This is a genomic window from Solwaraspora sp. WMMD937 (assembly GCF_029581175.1).
GTDB lineage: Bacteria > Actinomycetota > Actinomycetes > Mycobacteriales > Micromonosporaceae > Micromonospora_E.
Genome location: NZ_CP120738.1, coordinates 6,218,986 through 6,236,361, shown reverse-complemented (window position 1 = coordinate 6,236,361; position 17,376 = coordinate 6,218,986). Strand labels below are relative to the sequence as shown.

Sequence of the window (17,376 nt, the reverse complement as noted above, 5' to 3'; positions counted from 1 at the left end):
TTCATCCATCTTCGTCCCATACCCTGCCGAGGAGCGCACTATGTCGGACGATCCCCGCAACCTCCCGCAGAACCTGATAACCCGCCGCGCGATGCTGCGTGGCACCGGACTGCTCGGCCTCGGCTTCGGCGCCAGCAGCCTGCTCGCCGCCTGCGGCGTCGCCTCCGACGGCAGCGAAGACGGCGACGACGGCACCAGCAGCGGCGGCACCCTCACGCTCGGCATCGACGCCACCAGCGCCGTCCACGACCCGGCCTTCTACACCTCACTGGGCGACTGGATGGCGGTCGACTGCATCTGCCGTGGGCTGACCTTCATCTCCTTCGAGACCAACGAGCCGCAGGCCGACCTCGCCGAGAGCTGGGAAATCTCCGACGACGGGCTGACCTACACCTTCACCCTCCGCCAGGGCGTCACCTTCCACGACGGCACCACCTTCACCTCGGCGGACGTGCTGGCCAGCCTCGGTCGGCAGTTCAACGAGGACGACCCGACGCTGCCCGAGGGGTCGTCCCGGCCGCTGCGCAGCCTCGGTGCCAACGTCGCCTCGCTGGACGCCCCCGACGAGTACACCGTGGTGATGGTGCTCAACAGTCCGGACGCCACCGTGCTCAACCGGCTCTCCGACATCGGCGGCCGGATCATCTCCTCCGCCGCACTCGCCGAGTACGGCGCCGACATCGGCAAGAACCTGGTCGGCACCGGCCCGTTCCAGTTCTCCTCGGCCACCGCCGGGCAGCAGGTGGTGCTGACCGCTTTCGAGGACTACCGCACCGGCCGGCCCAAGGTCGACCGGCTGGTGATGCAACAGGTCCAGGACCCCTCGACCATCGTCAGCTCGCTGCTCAGCGGCGACCTGTCCGCCACCCAGTTCACCCCGTACTCGGCGGTCGAGCAGCTCAAGGCCGACGACGCGGTGACCTTCCACGAGACGCCGTACAGCTTCGACGCGATGATGATGATCGACGCCCGGCGGATCCCGGAGCTGGAGGTGCGCCAGGCGATAAACCTGGCAGTCGACCGCGAGGCGATCATCGCCCAGGCGTTCTTCGGGATCGGCGCGCCACCCGACGGCTACACGATCCCACCGTCGCAGGACGGCCACGACCCGAGCCTGGCTGACCTGAGCCGGTTCGATCCGGACGAGGCCCGGCGGCTGATCGAGTCGGCCGGTGCCAGCGGCCGGCAGGTGGCGTTGATGGCGGCCAGCGACTCCTGGCACCCGCGGGCGGCGCAGATCGTCGCGCAGAACCTCACCGACATCGGGCTGACGGTCGTCACTGACTCGGTCGACCCGGCGACCTACTTCAGCCGGCTGCTCGACCCGGACGACGAGTTCCACGAGCTGATGATCTGGGAGCGCAACTCCTACATCCCGGACCCGGACAACATGATCGGGGCGATGGGCCTGCCATCCGGGGTGTACGGCGACTTCACCTCCGGATTCAACACGCTGCCCGGATCCGAGGCGTTCGCTGACGACCTGGCCGCCGCGAAGAACCTGCCCAACGGTCCCGAGCGCACCGCCGCGTACAGCGACATCCAGCGCCGGTTCGCCGAGCAGTACATGGTGCTGTCGATGCTGTGCTACTCGGCGAACCCGGTGGTGACCGGGGCGAACGTCGAGGGCGCCAACGTCGCCGCGCTCGGCAACCACCGCTGCTTCATGGAGAACGCCAGTGTCTGATCCGATCCGCACGGCCCGGCCGGGGGACCGGTGACGGTCGCCGGGGCGCGGCCGGTCGGGCGATGGAGAGCCGCCTTCGCGCGGCGCTCCATCGCCCGGTCCTGGCTGGCCACCGTCTCCTGGCTGGTGGTCGTCGGTTTCGTGCTGATGGCGACGATCGGGCCGCTGATGATCGGCGCCGACCCGGAGCGGCAGTCCAACGTCACCCTCGCCGGGTTCGGCACCGCCGGGCACCCGCTCGGCACCGACGATCTCGGCCGTGACTTCCTGGCCCGGCTGGTGTACGGCGCCCAACCACTGCTGCTGGTCGCGTTCCTCGCCACCGTCCTGGCCGCGCTCATCGGCACCACCGTCGGCATGCTCGCCGGCTACCTCGGCGGCTGGGGTGAGCAGATCCTGATGCGGGTCACCGACGTCGGGCTGGCCTTCCCGTCGATGCTATTGATCATCCTGGTGGTGGCGGCCAGCGGACCCGGCGTACGCAGTCTGGTGGTCGGGGTCGGGGTCGCGCTGTCACCCGGCCTGGCCCGGCTGGCCCGGGCGTTGACCGCCCGGGAGGCCGCCCGCGACTACGTGCTCGCCGCCCGGCTCGGCGGCACCCGGTCGCCCCGGATCATGATCCAGGAGATCCTGCCGAACATCGCCGGCCCGCTGCTCGCCCAGATCGTGATGACCCTGTCGGTGGCCGCCGGATTTGCCGCCGGCCTGTCCTACCTGGGCCTGGGCATCCAGCCGCCCACCCCGGACTGGGGCTACATGGTGCAGGCCGGCCAGGAGTTCATCTACTCGGCACCCCGGATGGCGGTGCTGCCCGCAGCGTTGACGCTGGTCTTCGTGGTCGCCAGCAACTTCGTAGGCGACGACCTGCGCGACGCGCTGGACCCGAGGAGCCGCCGATGATCCGGCTGCTGCGCGGCAGGTCACTGCCGATGCTCACGGTCCGCCGGCTGGCCAGCGTGCCGGTGGTGCTGTTCGTCCTGGCCTCCCTGGTGTTCCTGGCCATCCGCCAGCTGCCCGGCTCACCGTCGTCGACCCTCGCGGCCAGCGGCACCCAGGGCCTCAGCGCCGAGCAGATCTCGGCCAACGAAGCCCGGATCAACGAGGCACTCGGCCTGGACCGGCCGATCTGGGAGCAGTACCTGCGCTACCTCGGCGATCTGTTCGGGCTGGATCTCGGGCGTTCCTTCTACGGCGGCAACAGCGTGCTGGACCTGCTGGGTGGTGCGTTGCCGGCGACGATCGAGTTGACCGTCGCGGCGATGCTGATCGCCATCCTCATCGGGGTCGTCACCGGGGTGATCGCCGCGCTGCGCAAGGACACCTGGGTGGACACCGCCACCCGGTCCATCGCCACGGTCAGTTTCTCGCTGCCCTGGTTCGCCCTCGGCGTACTGAGCATCGTGGTCTTCGGCGTGTGGCTGCGCTGGATGCCGGTGATCGGTCGGCTGCCCAGCCAGCTCGACTACCAGCCCACCACCAACTTCGTACTCCTCGACGCGATCCTGCAGGACCGGCCCGAACTGGTCGGGCCGTGGCTGCATTACCTGATCCTGCCGGCGACCACCCTCGCGTTGGCGATGGCCGGCTTCATCACCCGGATCGTGCGGGCCTCGGTGCTGGAGGTGCTCAGCGACGACTTCGTGCGGACCGCCCGGATGAAAGGGCTGCGGGAGCGGACCATCCTGCGCCGGCACGTGCTGCGCAACGCCGGCCTGCCCATCGTGACCGTGCTCGGTCTGCAATTCGGTTCGCTGCTCGGTGGCTCGGTGATCACCGAGACAGTCTTCTCGTACCCGGGCGTCGGCAACCTGCTGGTCAGCTCGGTGCTGCAACGCGACTACCCGGTGGTGCAGGGCGCCGCGCTGGCGATCGCGCTGCTCTTCGTGCTGGTCAACGCCGTAGTCGATCTGTTCTACCTGGTCCTGGACCCGCGCCTACGGAGAGGATGAATCCATCATGGATATCGTGCTGGTGCACGGTGCTGGCGGCACCCCGAGCACCTGGGCCCACGTGGCACCGTTGCTGCGCGCCGCCGGACACCGGGTACACCTGGTCACCAATCCGATGAACTCGCTCGTCGAGGACGTCGCCAACACCACCGCCGTGCTTGCCGACTGCACCGCACCGGTGCTGCTGGCCGGTCACTCCTACGGCGGGGCGGTGATCACCAACGTCGGCCGGGACGATCGGGTCGCGGGGCTCGTCTACGTCTGCGCCTTCGCCCCCGACGAGGACGAGTCGATCCAGGACATCATCGGCCGCTACCCGCCCGCCGAGGTCAGCCGGCACATGCGACGCGGTCCGAACGGCGAGTGGGCCTCGGAGCACAGCCCCGAGTACTGGGCGGAGATCGGCTGGGACGTGCCGGAAGCCGAACGGGACAACTTCGACGCCGACTCGCGCCCCAGCGCCGACGCCATCTTCGCGCAGCCCACCGGGGTGCCCGCCTGGCGCGACAAGCCGTCCTGGTACCTGGTCGCGGCACAGGACAAGACGCTGCGCCCGGACACCCAACGGGACATGGCGGCCCGCGCCGGCGCTGCCGTAGCCGAGATCACCGGCAGTCACTTCACCCCCCGGGTGTGGCCCCGTGAAGTGGCCGACCTGGTGGAGCAGGCCGCCGCCAGCATCACCGGAGCGCCCCGGTGACCTCCGCCTCGACCGGTTCGGCCTCGGCGAACCCGGCCCCGGCCGGCCCGGCGGCGCCGGTGCTGTCCGTGCGCGGGCTGCGGGTCGAGTTCGACGTACCGGCCGGCCGGTTGCCGGCCGTCGCCGGCGTCGACCTCGACCTGCACGCCGGTGAGATCCTCGCCCTGGTCGGCGAGTCCGGCTCCGGCAAGTCCGCCCTGGCGATGAGCCTGGTCGGGCTCAACCGGGCACCCGGCACGCACATCACCGGCCGGGTGGAGTTCGACGGGCGGGACCTGACCACCGCCAGCGAGGCCGACCTGCGCCGGGTCCGGGGCCGGGACATCTCGGTGGTGTTCCAGGACGCCCTCGCCGCGCTCAACCCGTTGCAGCGAGCCGGGGCCCAGGTCGCCGAGATGATCCGTACCCATCAACGGATCAGCCGGGCGCGGGCCTGGCAGCGGGCCGAGGAGCTGCTCGCCGACGTCGGCATCGCCAATCCGGCCCGCAACGCCCGCGCCTACCCTCACCAGCTCTCCGGCGGCATGCGGCAACGCGTCATGATCGCGATAGGGCTGGCGAACGACCCGACCGTACTGATCGCCGACGAGCCGACCACCGCCCTGGACGTCACCATCCAGGCCCAGGTACTGGCCACCCTCAAACGACTGCAGGCCGAGCACGGCACCTCCATCGTCCTGATCACCCACGACCTCGGGGTGGTCGCCGAGGTCGCCGACCGGGTCGCCGTCATGTACGGCGGCCGCATCGTCGAGCAGGGCACCCGCGACCAGGTGCTCTACTCGCCCCAGCACCCGTACACGATGGGGCTGCTCGACTCGGTGCCCCGGGTCGACGGGCCGGTCGCCGACCGGCTGCCGGCCATCCCCGGCAGCCCGCTCACCGGCGTCGACCGACCACCCGGCTGCGGCTTCGCCCCACGCTGCGCGTTCGCCCACGCCGACTGCGACACCGCGCCACCCGAGCTTGTCGACCGGTACGGCGAACCCGGCCACGTCGACGCCTGCCTGCTCGACGCGTCGGCCCGGCACACCGCCCGCACCCCGGCAGCGGTCGGAGGTCGACCGTGACCAGCGTGCCACTGATCCAGCTGACCGGCCTGCGGGTGGAGTACCCGGGGCGCGGTGGTGATCCGGTCCGCGCCGTGCGCGACGTCGACCTGGAGATCCGTGAGGGTGAGACCCTCGGCCTGGTCGGCGAGTCCGGTTGCGGCAAGTCCACCCTCGGCCGGGCCATCCTGCGGATCACCGAACCCACCGCCGGCAGCATCCGACTACTCGGCCGGGAGATCACCGGCCTGCGCGGGACCGTGTTCCGGCAGATCCGCGCCGACCTGCAGATGGTCTTCCAGGACCCGTTCAGCTCGCTCAACCCGCGGCGGCGGATCGCCGACAGCGTCGCCGAGCCGCTGTTGCGCGGCCGGGGGGCCAGCCGGGCCGACGCCAGCCAAGCCGTCGACGAACTGCTCGACCTCGTCGGGCTCGGCCGCGACGCCGGCCGACGCCGGCCGCACGAGTTCTCCGGCGGCCAGCGGCAGCGCATCGGCATCGCCCGGGCGCTCGCCCCGTCGCCCCGGTTCATCGTCGCCGACGAGCCGGTCTCCGCGCTCGACGTCTCCATCCAGGCCCAGGTGGTGAACCTGCTCGCCGACCTGACCCGGGAGCGCGGGCTGACCATGCTGTTCATCTCGCACGACCTCGGCGTGGTACGGCACATCGCCGACCGAATCGCCGTCATGTACCTCGGCCAGCTCATCGAGGTCGCCGACCGGGACACCTTCTTCGGCGGGCCGGCACACCCGTACAGCGAGGCGCTGCTCTCCGCCGTGCCCACCCTGGACCAGGAGTCCGACCGGGAACGGATCGTGCTCGCCGGCGAACTGCCCGACCCCGCCCACCCACCGGCCGGATGTCTGTTCCACACCCGCTGTCGGTACGCCGTCGACCGCTGCCGCGACGAAGCGCCGGCGCTGCGACCGATCCAACCGGGCCGCACGGTCCGTTGCCACCTGCCCCTGGTGCCGCAGGACATCCCGGCACCGTCGACCGTCACCACCGGAGGCACAGCACAGTGATCATCGACGCGTACAACACCACTCAGGACGTGCGGGGCCGGTCCGACTACCTCACCGGCGCCCGTCCCGGGCAGGCACCGCCGCCGTACACGCCGTTCGACCCGCGGCGGATCCTGGACCGGATGGACGCCGCCGGGGTCGACATGGCGATGGTCTGCTCCCTGGCCCAGCGGATCGAGAACGATTTCATCATCGGCCTGACCAATGCCCACCCGGACCGGCTGTTCGGCTTCGGGCAGGTCCGCCCGGCCGACGACGACGCGCTCGACGAGATCGCCCGGATCGCCGACGCCGGCCTCAAAGGGCTCAAACTGCACCCCAGCCTGCACGGCTACCACGTCGCCGACCACGGACTGCTCGACCCGGTCTTCGCCGCCTGCGCCGAACACGGCCTGATGGTGTTGATCAACGCCCTCGATGACGCGTTCTGCGCGCCGCTGGCGATCGAGGAGATCGCCAAGGGCCACCCGCAGGTACCGACGATCATCGCCCACATGGGAGCGGTCTGGAACGTTCCCGAGGCGATCATCGTCGCCGAACGGAACCCGCACATCTACCTGGAGACCTCAGCCACCCTGATCAGCGACGTCAAGCGGGCGTACGCCCGGCTCGGCCCGGAGCAGATCCTGCTGGGCAGCGAGTGGCCCGGCTCCGACTTCGACCTGGAACGGATGAAGATCGCCAAGGCGATCCCGGACGCCGCGGACCGGGCACTCGTCGAGGGCGGCAACATGGCCAGGCTGCTCGGGATCACCGCATGATAACCGAGGATGTCGCTCCGGTGCCGGCACCGGCCGGGATGACCCCGGGCGAGGTCGAGCTGCTCGACGTCGCCCAGCGGCTGCTGTCGAAGGTCTGGGTCGCCGGCCGGCACGAGGTCGCCACCGCGCTGCGCACCCCGGACGGCATCATCCACACCGGCGTCCACCTGGAAGGGTCCTGCCGGCGCAGCTCGATCTGTGCCGAAGGTGTCGCCCTCGGCGCGGCCCGCGCCGCGTTGCCCGCCGGGACGCCGCTCGGCGTCGACAGCGTGGTCTCGGTGCAGATCAAGCCGGCCGGCCGGTTCCGGGTCATCGCCCCGTGTGGGGTGTGCCGCGAGCTGATCAGCGACTACAGCCCGCAGGCCCGGGTCTGGATCACCACCGTCGACGGTGCCGTCACCGCGATGGAGGCCATCGACCTGCTGCCGGAGAAGACTCGCCGGGTTTGGTGACCCGCCCCGTCCACGTACCGCGCCGTGCCCGACTCCGTCCACGTACCGAGAGGAACATCGTGTCTGAACCGTCCCGCACCGACCTAGACCGGGCGGCGCTCGCCGCCGAGCTCGGCGGCCCCGGCACGCCGGTCGCCTGGGCCGACCTGACCTGGCCGGAGGCCGGCCAGACGGCGACCGCCGTCGACTCGGTGATCATCCCGGTCGGCGCCACCGAACAGCACGGCCCGCACCTGCCGCTCGCTGTCGACACGCTGATCTGCGACGCGGTCGCCCGCGACGTCTCCGCGCTCACCGGCGTGCCGGTGGTGCCCCCCATCGGGTACGGCGTCTCCGCCTCACACGGCGACTTCGCCGGCACCATCGCGCTGCGCCCGGAGACCCTGATCGCCGTCGTCGCAGACGTCATCGACTCACTGCACGCCAGCGGCGTACGGCAATTCGTCCTCCTCAATGGGCATATTTGGAACAACGGCTCGCTCGACGTCTCCGCCGAGAAGCTACGGGTACGCCACCGCGACTCACGGGTACGGGCGTTGGCCTACGTGACCATGTACCCCGGACCGGAGGTCGACGGCCACGTCTACCACGGGCGCGGGTTGATGCACGCCAACTACTTCGAGACCTCGGTGATGCTGCACCTGTATCCGGACCTGGTCCGGATGGACAAGGCCACCTCGCACCGCGACGTCGACTCGTTCTGGGACTACCGGATGGATCAGGTCAGCGACACCGGCGTGTGGGGCCGCGACGTCGCCGACGCCACCGCCGAGCACGGCCGGGCCGAGTTCGACCGCTGTGTCGCCACCACCGCCCGCGCCGTCGCTGCCGCCGTACGCGAACCCTGGCCCGACCCCACCCACCGGCCCTGACCGTCCCGCCACGCCCCCACCCGGAGGACCCGCGTGAAGATCTACGACATCACCCTGCCGATCCACCCGAGGATGCTGCACTGGGGCCGCAAACCCGAGGTGGAGATCGTCGAGTCGCTGGCCAACGGCGACGCCTCCAACGTCACCCGGTGGCGGCTCGGCGCGCACACCGGCACCCACGTCGACGCACCGGCACACTTCGTCGACGGTGCCACTCCGATCGACGAGGTGGCGCTGGAGACCCTGGTCGGCCCGGCCGTGGTCGCCGACCTGACCGCCGTCGACGGGGACGTGACCGTCGCCGACCTGGTCGCCGCCGGAGTTGCCGGTGCCACCCGGGTGCTGCTGAAGACCAGCAACTCGGCCGGCCCGTTGCGCGAGACCGAACGCGCCGAATCCTGGGTCGGGCTCTCCCCGGAGGCCGCCCGCTGGCTGATCGACCAGCAGGTCGCGCTGATCGGTATCGACTACCTGACCATCGAGAGCCACCGGCGCACCGACACCTGGGACGCCCACCATGCGCTGCTCGGCTGCGGCGTGATCATCCTGGAGAACGCCGACCTGGACGCTGTGCCGCCAGGGGAGTACGAACTGGTCTGCCTGCCGACGAAGCTCGTCGGCGCCGACGGGGCGTTCGCCCGTACCATCCTGATCCAGCGCGACTGACCCGGCGAGACTGACCTACATGTCGATCGAGATCGCGCTCGCCGCACCACATCCGTCCGCGTTGGACGCCGCCGCCGACATCGTGGCGGCCGGCGGTGGCGTCGTCGACGCAGCCCTCGCCGCCGCCGCCGCGCTCACCGTCGCCTACCCGCACCAGTGCTCGGCCGGCGGTGATCTGATCGCTCTGGTCCGCACCCCCGACGACCGAGTCCGGGCGGTGCTGTCGGTCGGCGCGGCCGCCGCCGGCGTCGACGTCGCGGCGCTGCGCGCAGCCGCCGACCGGATGCCGCCCGGCGGTCCGCTGACGGTCACCGTGCCCGGTGTCGTCGCCGGCTGGGCCGCGCTAGCCGATCTCGGTGGTCGGCTGCCGCTGGCCCGGGTGCTGGCACCCGCCGTCGAGTTGGCCGCCGGCGGCGTCCCGGTCAGCCCCGGCCTGGCCGCGGCGATCCTGCGCCGGCTCGACGTGGTCCGCGCCGATCCCGGCCTGGCCGCGCTGCTGCTCGACGGCGACGGTACGCCGCTGCCGGCCGGAGCGGTGCTGCGCCAGCCGGCGCTGGCCCGCACCCTCGGCACCATCGGCGCCGACTGGCGCGACTACTACCAGGGCGAACTCGCCGAGACGCTGGCCGCCGGACTGGCCGCACTCGGCAGCCCGCTGACCACCGCCGACCTGGCCGGGCACTCGGCCGAGGTCACCGATCCACTGCGGTACGCCGCTGCCGGCTCCGAGGTGACCTGGTCGGTCGCGCCGCCGCCCAGCCAGGGCGCCACCCTGCTGGCCATGCTCGCCGCCGCCGGCCGCACCGCCGCCGGCCGCACCGCCGCCGGCCGCACCGCCGCCGGCGACCCGGCCGCCAGCCGTGCCACCAACGTTTGGCCCGCTGACGCGGCCGCCGCCCTGGCCACCGCCCGGACCGCCGAACAGCGCCGCGACACCTTGCTCGGTGATCCCCGGATCGGCCCGGTCGACCTCGACGGGCTGCTGCTGCGCACCGACCCGCCGGCCGGGCCGCTGCCACCGCCCGGCCCGAAACCGGCCGGCGACACCGTGGCGGTCACCGCCGTCGGCAACGACGGCACCACCGTCACCCTGATCCAGAGCGTCTTCCAGACGTTCGGCGCCGGTATCTGCGAACCCGGCACCGGCCTGGTGCTGCACAACCGGGGGTCGGTGTTCAGCCTCGATCCGGCCCACCCCGGCCGGCTGCGCCCCGGTGCCCGGCCACCGCACACCCTCTGCCCGGCGATCGCCACCGGCCCGGCCCGGGTCGTCGCGCTCGGCTGCCAGGGCGGCCGGGCCCAGCCGTGGATCCTGGCCCAGGTCGCCGCCGACGCGCTGACCACCGCCGACCCGGCCGGCCTGCTGGCCCGCCCCCGCTGGGTGATCGGTGCCCGCGACGTCGGCCAGGACCGGCCCAGCCTGCTGCTCGAACCCGACACCCCGGCCACCGACACGCTGCGGGCCGCCGCCACCGATCTCAACCTGCGGGTGGTGCAGCTGCCACAGCGCCACGACGACGCCGGGCACGTCCAACTGGCCCGGCTCACCCCCGCAGGCCTCGACGCGGCCAGCGACCCCCGCGCCGACGGCGCCGCCCGGGTGCTGCGGGGCCACTGATGGACCCCGCCGAAGCGGCCACGCTGCTCGCCGACCCGTACCGGCTCGGGCCGGTCACGCTGCGGTCCCGGATCGTCAAGGCACCCACCTCGACCGGTGCGGCCGACGCCGGCGGCTACGCCCAGCCGTGGCACCGGGACCACTATGCGCGGGTCGGCCGGGGGAGCGCGTTGACCATCGTCGAGTTCACCGCGATCGACGACGGGGCCGCCCTCGGCTTCCCCGGCCATCTCGGCATCGCCAGCGATGACCACGCCGCCGCGTTGGCCCCGGTCGCCGAGCGGATCCGGGCCGACGGTCGCGTCGCCGGGCTGCAGATCGCCCACGCCGGACGGCAGCGCACCCTGCCGGGGGAGGCGCTTGCCGCGTCGGCGGTGCCCTGGCCCGCCATCGAACGCCGACTCGGGCTGCGGCCCCGCGCCATCACCGTCGACGAGATCGCCGTGGTCGTCGACGGGTTCGGCCGGGCCGCCCGCCGCGCGGCCCAGGCCGGCTTCCAGGTGGTGGAGATCCAGGCGGCCAACGGCTACCTGCTCGCCGGGTTCCTCTCCCCACACACCAACCGGCGCGACGACGACTACGGCGGCGATCCGGCCCGGCGACGTCGCGTCCTGCTGGAGGTCGTCGCCCGCTGCCGGGCCGCGCTGCCGGCCGAGGTGGCGCTCACCGTACGGCTGTCCGACCGCGACCACGAACCTGGTGGGCAGGAGCTGGCCGAGACCACCGGGCTGGTCGCGGCCCTGGCCGCCACCGGCCAGGTCGACGCGGTACACGTGTCGTCCGGCAACCACGCCACGCGGGTACGCCAGGTGCCGCCGGCCGCCGTACCACCGGGCGCCGTCTGGCGATCGGCCCGGACCCTGCGGGCCGCCGGTCTGCCCACCATTGCCTGCGGCGGGATCACCGAACCGGCGCAGGCCGCCACGCTGCTCCGCGACGGCACCGCCGACCTGGTCGCGCTCGGCCGGGCCTTCCTCGCCGACCCGGACTGGGCAGAGAAGGCGCTCACCGGCGCCGCCAAGCGGATCCGCCCCTGCGTACGCGGCAACGACGGCTGCCACGCCCGCGCCGCCCTGATCGCCCGGCCGGTCGCCTGCACCGTCAACCCGTCGCTGAGCCTGCCGCCGGCCTCAGCGTCGTCCGGCCTGGTGCGACCGGCCTCGTCGTCCGGCCCGGTGCGGCCGGCCAACCGGTCGCCTGGCCTGGCGCCGTCGGATGCGCCGGTGCTCGTCGCCGGGGCCGGTCCGGCCGGCCTGGAAGCCGCGCACCGGCTCACCGAGCACGGACACCGGGTCCGGCTGTACACCGGTGGCCGGCCCGGCGGTGCCCTGCGGGACGCGGTGGACAGCGGGGTGCACGACAGCTTCGCCCCGTACCTGCGCTGGTTGACCGACCGGCTCGCGGCCAGCGCCGTCGAGGTGGTCGACGCCCCGCTGCACCCGGCGGACCTCGGTGGAGAGTGGGCCGGGCTGCTGGTCGCCACCGGCGGCGTGGCGCGGTCGCTGTCCGGCGCGGTGCCCGCCCTCGACGTGCTGCGCGGGCTGGTGCCGCTGCCCGCCGACGGTCCGGTGCTGGTGATCGGCGCCGGCCGGACCGGCACCAGCACTGCCGCCGCGCTGGCCCGGCGCGGTGCCGACGTCACGCTACTCGGCGACACCACCCAGGTGCTCGACGACGAACCCCCCGACGACCCACCGACCTGGACCGACCTGCTCGCCTCGGTCGGGGCGCGGACCGTGCTCGGCCACCGGGCCAGGGTCACCAACGACCAGGAGGTGCAGGTGGACGGAACGGTACTGCGGGCCGGGCTGATCGTCGCGGCGGTCGGTCGCGAACCTCACCACGACCTGTACGAGGCCGCCGCCGAGGTGGCCGCCGGTCGGCCGGTGCTGCGCTGCGGCGACGCGCTGCGCCCGGGACGGCTGCACGACGCGGTGCACGCCGGGGCGCGGGCGGCCCGGACCATGCACGAGGCCCTCGCCTTCCGGCAGGTGACCCGGTGACCGGCGGTGATCTGCTCGTTGTCGGCGACGTACAGACGATGGACCCGGCCGGCCCGCGGGCCGAAGCGGTCGCCGTGCGCGCCGGGCGGATAGCCGCCGTCGGCGACCTGCGCGCCGCCCGCGCCGCCGTCCCCACCGGTACGCCGGAGCTCGCCCCGCCCGGCGCGGTGGTGCTGCCCGGCTTCGTCGACAGCCATGTCCATCTGATCTGGGCCGGCCGGGCCGCCGCCCGGGTCGGGCTGGACGACGCGGTCAGCGTCCGCGACATCTGCGACCGGATCAGTGGGTACGCCCGCCGGCATCCCACCCGCCGGTGGATCGAGGCCGACGCCGGCTTCGACCCCGGTGACCTGGCCGAACGCCGGCTACCTAGCGCCGCCGAGCTGGAGGCCGCCGCTCCTGGCCGGCCGGTGCTGCTGGACCGTAAGGGCCACGACGGCATCGCCAATCTGACCGCGCTGCGGCTGGCCGGGATCTCCGCCGGCACCCCGGACCCGCCCGGCGGGCGGATCGACCGGTACGCCGACGGCACCCCGACCGGGCTGCTCGTCGAACATCCGGCGGTCGCCCTGGTCCGTGCGGTGGTCCCGGAGCCGGACCAGCAGACGAGGATCGACTGGATCACCGCCGGGCAGGCGGCGCTGCTCGCCCATGGCATCACCACCGCCGTCGACCCGGCGGTGCCGGCCGCCGAACTGGCCGCGTACGCGGCGGCCGGCCGGGCCGGTGCGCTGCGGCTGCGTACCGTCGCGATGCCGCTCGGCGGCGACGACGTCGACGACGCGCAGCTTCGACGTACCCTCGAGGATTGTGATCTTGACCGGGCCGCGCCCGGCCTGCTGCGCGCCGGGCCGACGAAGCTGTTCCTCGACGGCGGCGGCTCGCTCGGCACCGCGCTGCTGTCGGCACCGTGGCCGGGCAGCGACGGCTACCACGGCAACCAGAGCCTGCGCACCGACACGGTGCGGGCGCACTGCGCGGCAGCGGCGGCGTACGGGCGGGGCGTCGGCGTGCACGCGGTCGGCGACGCCGCGATCGACCTCACCCTGTCGGTCTTCGCCGAGGTCGCGGCCGGTACGCCGATCGCTGGACTGGGTTTCCACCTGATCCACGCCTACCTCGGCCCTGGGCCGCAGGCGATGGCAACCGCCCGTTGGCTCGGTGTGCCGGTGTCGGCGCATCCGGCGCTGCAGTGGGCGTTCGGGCTCAACCTGATCGACCGGCTCGGTGAGCCGGCGGCTGCCGCCGCGAACCCGTTGCGGTCCTGGTTGGACGCCGGGGTGACGGTCGGTGGCGGCTCGGACGGGCCGGGGCCGCCGATGTCGGTGCTGCACGGCATCTGGCAGGCCCGGACCCGTCGGGTACGGGGCCGCGACGAGCCGCTCGGGCCGGACCAGGCGATCACCGCGCCTGAGGCGCTGGCGCTGTTCACCACCGGCGCTGCCGAGGTGGCCGGCAATCGGCGGGCCGGCTGGGGCAGCGGGGTGCTGCGGGTCGGCGAGCCGGCGGACCTGACCGTGCTCGACGTCGATCCACTCACCCCGGACGCCGACGCGCTGCTCGCCGGCACCGTCCTGGCCACCGTGGTCGCCGGCGAGGTCCGGTACGCCGCCGGCTGAGGGCCCCTTGCACTGACCTGCCGTGGAACAACTGCTGGCCTTGCCCGGCCCGCCGGGACTTCGCTTCCGAAGGGATACGACGACCGCTCGAACGCGTGGCCGGTGACGGAACCTCAAACCCCGGGGGGTGGTCCACGTGGCAAACACCGCGTCGAGGACGTCGCCGTCGGTGTCGGTGCAAACCTCGTTGGCCGCCCATCAGCACAGGCCTCGACCCGCGTGTACAGGCCGTCGAGAATCTTGGTGGGTACGTCGGCTCCCCAGCCGCTGATGGCGGTGTAGCCCTTGAGCCCGGCTACGGTGGCCACCGCGACCAGCGCGGGTACGACCGCGACCGGATGATCATGGCTCTGATCGGACCGGCCGCCGGAGACAGCGAGCAATAACTCCAGCAGGCCATGACACGCAGGCGTGAACGACACGCCCTCGGACCGCGGCGCGGACGTCGTTGCTCACCGCCACTATTGATCATGAAACGGCCGTGTCGAATTGCCTGCCTGAAGATCGTTGATCTACTCTTGCTGGGAAGCCCAGCGACTCGCCCTGCACATATCTACCATTTCTAGCAGAACTCGGGCGCTAACTCCTCTACGGGGCGAAGGCGTGGAAGTCAATCAACGCTGCGATACAGGATGCAATTTCTGACAATCCGTGACACCCGATGTGGCCGCCCCTCGTCCACCCTAGACTCCTGAGCTTGCAAGATGTGAATGTTCCTCCATGGATACTTGACGTGTCGTCGTCGCGATCGCTAGCGTCCCGAACTGTGAGGTTCCTCGGTCGGAGGATCCAATGGAGGGATTGCGGGATGCGGACAAATACATCTACTGACCTCGCGGGCCGTGTCGAGACTTTGCGAGCGCAACTCTTGTCTTCGAAGGCGGGTAGTGAGGCGTTGTCAAGTCTTTCTGCTTCAGGTGATGTTGAAGCCGATCGGGGTCTCGACGCGACATGGGAGCAGTCGTGGCCTCAGTCATGGGAGCAGTCGTGGGAGCAGTCGTGGTAGCGAGGAGTCAATTCAGCTAGGGTGGGACAATCATGGTAGACGCCGTTTCGCTACCCGAGAAATCTAAAGAATTTGGCCGTTCCGGTTACGCAGGATTCACAGCTGCCTCGTCGACCCTTCCTTGGCTAGATGAGAGCTGATATGTAAGTATTCGAGAGCTATCCTCCGCAAAAGGCGTGCTGGCGGTCGGTGTCTAGGTTTATTCATGAGTCGGGCCGGCGGCTCGAGGAACTCCGGTGGAGTCCTGGTGCAGATCGAAGTTGCGGTGGGCGTTTCGGATGGCGTTCCATTCCTGCGTGCAGGTCTCGGTTTTTGGATGCTCTTCTATGCACCTCTGTTGAGCGTCTGGCCGCTACCGGCGCTCCTCAGCTGAGACGCGCAGGCTTGCCCCGGCGATGCTAGGCGCAGCAGCCATTTTCTTGGTGTTCACGGCACATCTCCTAGCAGAGAGCGGGTGTGAATTCATGGTCGATGGCATATCCCACGCCGCACACCGACCCCTTGTGGTGCTGCAGCCGACGACTTTCTGCAATATCGATTGCCAGTACTGCTACCTTCCTGACCGCGCCAACTCCAAACAGATGCCGATGGAGCTGGTTCGTCGCATAGCGGTCGAGGTGTTCGGCGCGCGATTGTTTAGTGGTGAGGTTACCTTCCTCTGGCACTTGGGAGAACCGTTGTCGGTGCGTCCTGAGTTCTATGAAAAAGCGTTCTCGGAAATTGCGCGTGCCAACGAGGTGCACGGGAGAGGCTATCGGCACGTTTTCCAAACCAACGCGACATTGATGAATGAGAAGTGGATTAATTTGATTCAAGAGCACCGGGTGCGTGTTGGCGTGAGCCTCGATGGGCCGGATTTCATTCACGACCGTCAGCGGATTACCCGAAGGGGTAAGGGGACGCATGCCGCCGTACTCGACGGAGTGCGGCTGATGCAAGCGCACGAAATTCCCTTCGGTGTTATAGCGGTTCTAACTGACTACACACTGGACTACCCTGATGAATTCTTCAACTTCTTCCGGATGCATGGAATTGCTCGGGTGGGATTCAATATCGACGAGATCGAAGGGGTCCATACCTCGACGTCATTTTTGAATGAGAATGTCGTAGCGCGATACAAGCGGTTCCTGATGCGCATCATTCAACTTTCAGATATCAGTAATGGTGCGGTTAGATTTAGGGAGGTGTGGTCCAACTTGCGCTCAATTGCTTCGGGGGTTGAGCCATACCGCCTGGCCAACAAACCTTTTCGTATTATGAATTTTGACGTGGATGGAAACTTCAGCACCTACTGCCCGGAGCTTGTTGCGGCAAAGAGCGACAAATATAGTGATTTCGTGATGGGGAACATCTTGAGGGACTCGCTGGACGATCTGCCGAACAGTCCAGTCTTCCAGCTAGTCAACCGTGAGGTCGAAGAAGGGCTTTCGCTATGCGAGCGAACGTGTTCCTATTGGAATCACTGTGGCGGAGGGGAGCCTTCCAGTAAATTCTTCCAATATGGCCGATTTGACGTCTCCGAGACCACCACCTGCCGAATTCACCGGCAGGCAACGGTTGATACCCTGGTCGATTACCTCGAGAGAAGGATGGCGGATGGAGTGGTTGGATGAGGGATCTTGAGAAGGGCTACGATCTCCTCCTTGAGCTTATGGTGCGTCTTAGCTACAAGCCTGGGTATGAGTTCGCGCTCGAGAGGATTAACGATGACCGAGTGCGTGTTTCTCTAACTTGTCACGCCCTGCCCGACGCGTATGGGTCGAGCAACTTGGTTGGGTTGACAATAGTTAACGTAATTTCATTGAGGTCGATTGTTGTGCCGGCTGATGCTCTCCGGGTATTCGCTCAGGTGGTAGCCCGCTTTGAGCTTCACGAAGCGGCAGAATTCTTCAAATGCGATGGAAGTAGCGTATTCCTTCCTCATGGCAGGGGGGATACTGCTGGTGACTTTGCGTGGTCGGACTTTGTC

15 protein-coding genes are annotated in these 17,376 nt (G+C 70.3%); 14 read left to right on the top strand and 1 reads right to left on the bottom strand.

Features of this window, described 5'->3' with window-relative positions; translation table 11 throughout:
- Positions 1-40: 40 nt before the first annotated feature.
- The 14 genes from O7621_RS27555 (at position 41) to grrM (ending at position 17,020) form a co-directional block, all read left to right on the top strand.
- Positions 41-1,687, top strand: coding sequence for an ABC transporter substrate-binding protein (locus O7621_RS27555; protein WP_282231900.1), 1,647 nt, complete (start codon positions 41-43; stop codon positions 1,685-1,687).
- A 30-nt stretch (positions 1,688-1,717) separates the two neighbouring features.
- Positions 1,718-2,587, top strand: a complete 870-nt coding sequence (locus O7621_RS27550; protein WP_281551125.1) for an ABC transporter permease — start codon at positions 1,718-1,720, stop codon at positions 2,585-2,587.
- Positions 2,584-3,636 (top strand): ABC transporter permease, encoded by a 1,053-nt coding sequence (locus O7621_RS27545; RefSeq protein ID WP_282231899.1) that lies wholly within the window; start codon positions 2,584-2,586, stop codon positions 3,634-3,636. Before O7621_RS27550 ends, O7621_RS27545 begins: the two co-directional genes overlap by 4 nt.
- Before the next feature lie 7 nt (positions 3,637-3,643).
- Positions 3,644-4,336 carry an alpha/beta hydrolase gene (locus O7621_RS27540; RefSeq protein ID WP_282231898.1) on the top strand — a complete coding sequence of 231 codons (693 nt, stop codon included), beginning with the start codon at positions 3,644-3,646 and terminating at the stop codon, positions 4,334-4,336.
- Complete coding sequence (locus O7621_RS27535; protein WP_282231897.1) at positions 4,333-5,406, top strand: ABC transporter ATP-binding protein; 1,074 nt, start codon at positions 4,333-4,335, stop codon at positions 5,404-5,406. The genes O7621_RS27540 and O7621_RS27535 overlap by 4 nt, the downstream gene beginning before the upstream one ends.
- Positions 5,403-6,410: an oligopeptide/dipeptide ABC transporter ATP-binding protein gene (locus O7621_RS27530; RefSeq protein WP_282231896.1), complete on the top strand. Its 1,008-nt coding sequence runs from the start codon at positions 5,403-5,405 to the stop codon at positions 6,408-6,410. The genes O7621_RS27535 and O7621_RS27530 overlap by 4 nt, the downstream gene beginning before the upstream one ends.
- Entirely contained in the window at positions 6,407-7,171 is a 765-nt protein-coding gene (locus O7621_RS27525; RefSeq protein ID WP_282231895.1) for an amidohydrolase family protein, read from the top strand. Before O7621_RS27530 ends, O7621_RS27525 begins: the two co-directional genes overlap by 4 nt.
- Positions 7,168-7,623, top strand: coding sequence for a hypothetical protein (locus O7621_RS27520; RefSeq protein ID WP_282231894.1), 456 nt, complete (start codon positions 7,168-7,170; stop codon positions 7,621-7,623). The genes O7621_RS27525 and O7621_RS27520 overlap by 4 nt, the downstream gene beginning before the upstream one ends.
- Positions 7,624-7,682: 59 nt before the next feature.
- The gene (locus O7621_RS27515; protein WP_282231893.1) at positions 7,683-8,495 is read left to right on the top strand and encodes a creatininase family protein; all 813 of its coding nucleotides are present in this window, start codon (positions 7,683-7,685) and stop codon (positions 8,493-8,495) included.
- Positions 8,496-8,528: 33 nt separating this feature from the next.
- A complete protein-coding gene (locus O7621_RS27510; RefSeq protein ID WP_282231892.1) occupies positions 8,529-9,161 on the top strand; it encodes a cyclase family protein in 633 nt (210 codons plus the stop codon).
- 19 nt (positions 9,162-9,180) lie between these two features.
- Positions 9,181-10,779 carry a gamma-glutamyltransferase gene (locus tag O7621_RS27505; RefSeq protein ID WP_282231891.1) on the top strand — a complete coding sequence of 533 codons (1,599 nt, stop codon included), beginning with the start codon at positions 9,181-9,183 and terminating at the stop codon, positions 10,777-10,779.
- The gene (locus tag O7621_RS27500; RefSeq protein ID WP_282231890.1) at positions 10,779-12,782 is read left to right on the top strand and encodes an FAD-dependent oxidoreductase; all 2,004 of its coding nucleotides are present in this window, start codon (positions 10,779-10,781) and stop codon (positions 12,780-12,782) included. The genes O7621_RS27505 and O7621_RS27500 overlap by 1 nt, the downstream gene beginning before the upstream one ends.
- Positions 12,779-14,401, top strand: a complete 1,623-nt coding sequence (locus tag O7621_RS27495) for an amidohydrolase family protein (protein WP_282231889.1) — start codon at positions 12,779-12,781, stop codon at positions 14,399-14,401. The genes O7621_RS27500 and O7621_RS27495 overlap by 4 nt, the downstream gene beginning before the upstream one ends.
- A 1,509-nt stretch (positions 14,402-15,910) precedes the next feature.
- Positions 15,911-17,020: a cyclophane-forming radical SAM/SPASM peptide maturase GrrM/OscB gene (gene grrM / locus O7621_RS27490; protein ID WP_282231888.1), complete on the top strand. Its 1,110-nt coding sequence runs from the start codon at positions 15,911-15,913 to the stop codon at positions 17,018-17,020.
- Between the two features lie 185 nt (positions 17,021-17,205).
- Here the strand turns inward: grrM and O7621_RS27485 are convergent, their stop codons facing one another.
- Positions 17,206-17,331 (bottom strand): hypothetical protein, encoded by a 126-nt coding sequence (locus tag O7621_RS27485; protein WP_282231887.1) that lies wholly within the window; start codon positions 17,329-17,331, stop codon positions 17,206-17,208.
- Positions 17,332-17,376: the final 45 nt, after the last annotated feature.

Bases quoted from the DNA above. Each gene is read 5' to 3' on its own strand.
- O7621_RS27500 (WP_282231890.1), top strand. From the start codon at position 10,779: ATGGACCCCGCCGAAGCGGCCACGCTGCTCGCCGACCCGTACCGGCTC.
- O7621_RS27540 (WP_282231898.1), top strand. From the start codon at position 3,644: ATGGATATCGTGCTGGTGCACGGTGCTGGCGGCACCCCGAGCACCTGG.
- O7621_RS27555 (WP_282231900.1), top strand. From the start codon at position 41: ATGTCGGACGATCCCCGCAACCTCCCGCAGAACCTGATAACCCGCCGC.
- O7621_RS27545 (WP_282231899.1), top strand. From the start codon at position 2,584: ATGATCCGGCTGCTGCGCGGCAGGTCACTGCCGATGCTCACGGTCCGC.
- O7621_RS27505 (WP_282231891.1), top strand. From the start codon at position 9,181: ATGTCGATCGAGATCGCGCTCGCCGCACCACATCCGTCCGCGTTGGAC.
- O7621_RS27485 (WP_282231887.1), bottom strand. From the start codon at position 17,331: ATGAGGAAGGAATACGCTACTTCCATCGCATTTGAAGAATTCTGCCGC.
- O7621_RS27520 (WP_282231894.1), top strand. From the start codon at position 7,168: ATGATAACCGAGGATGTCGCTCCGGTGCCGGCACCGGCCGGGATGACC.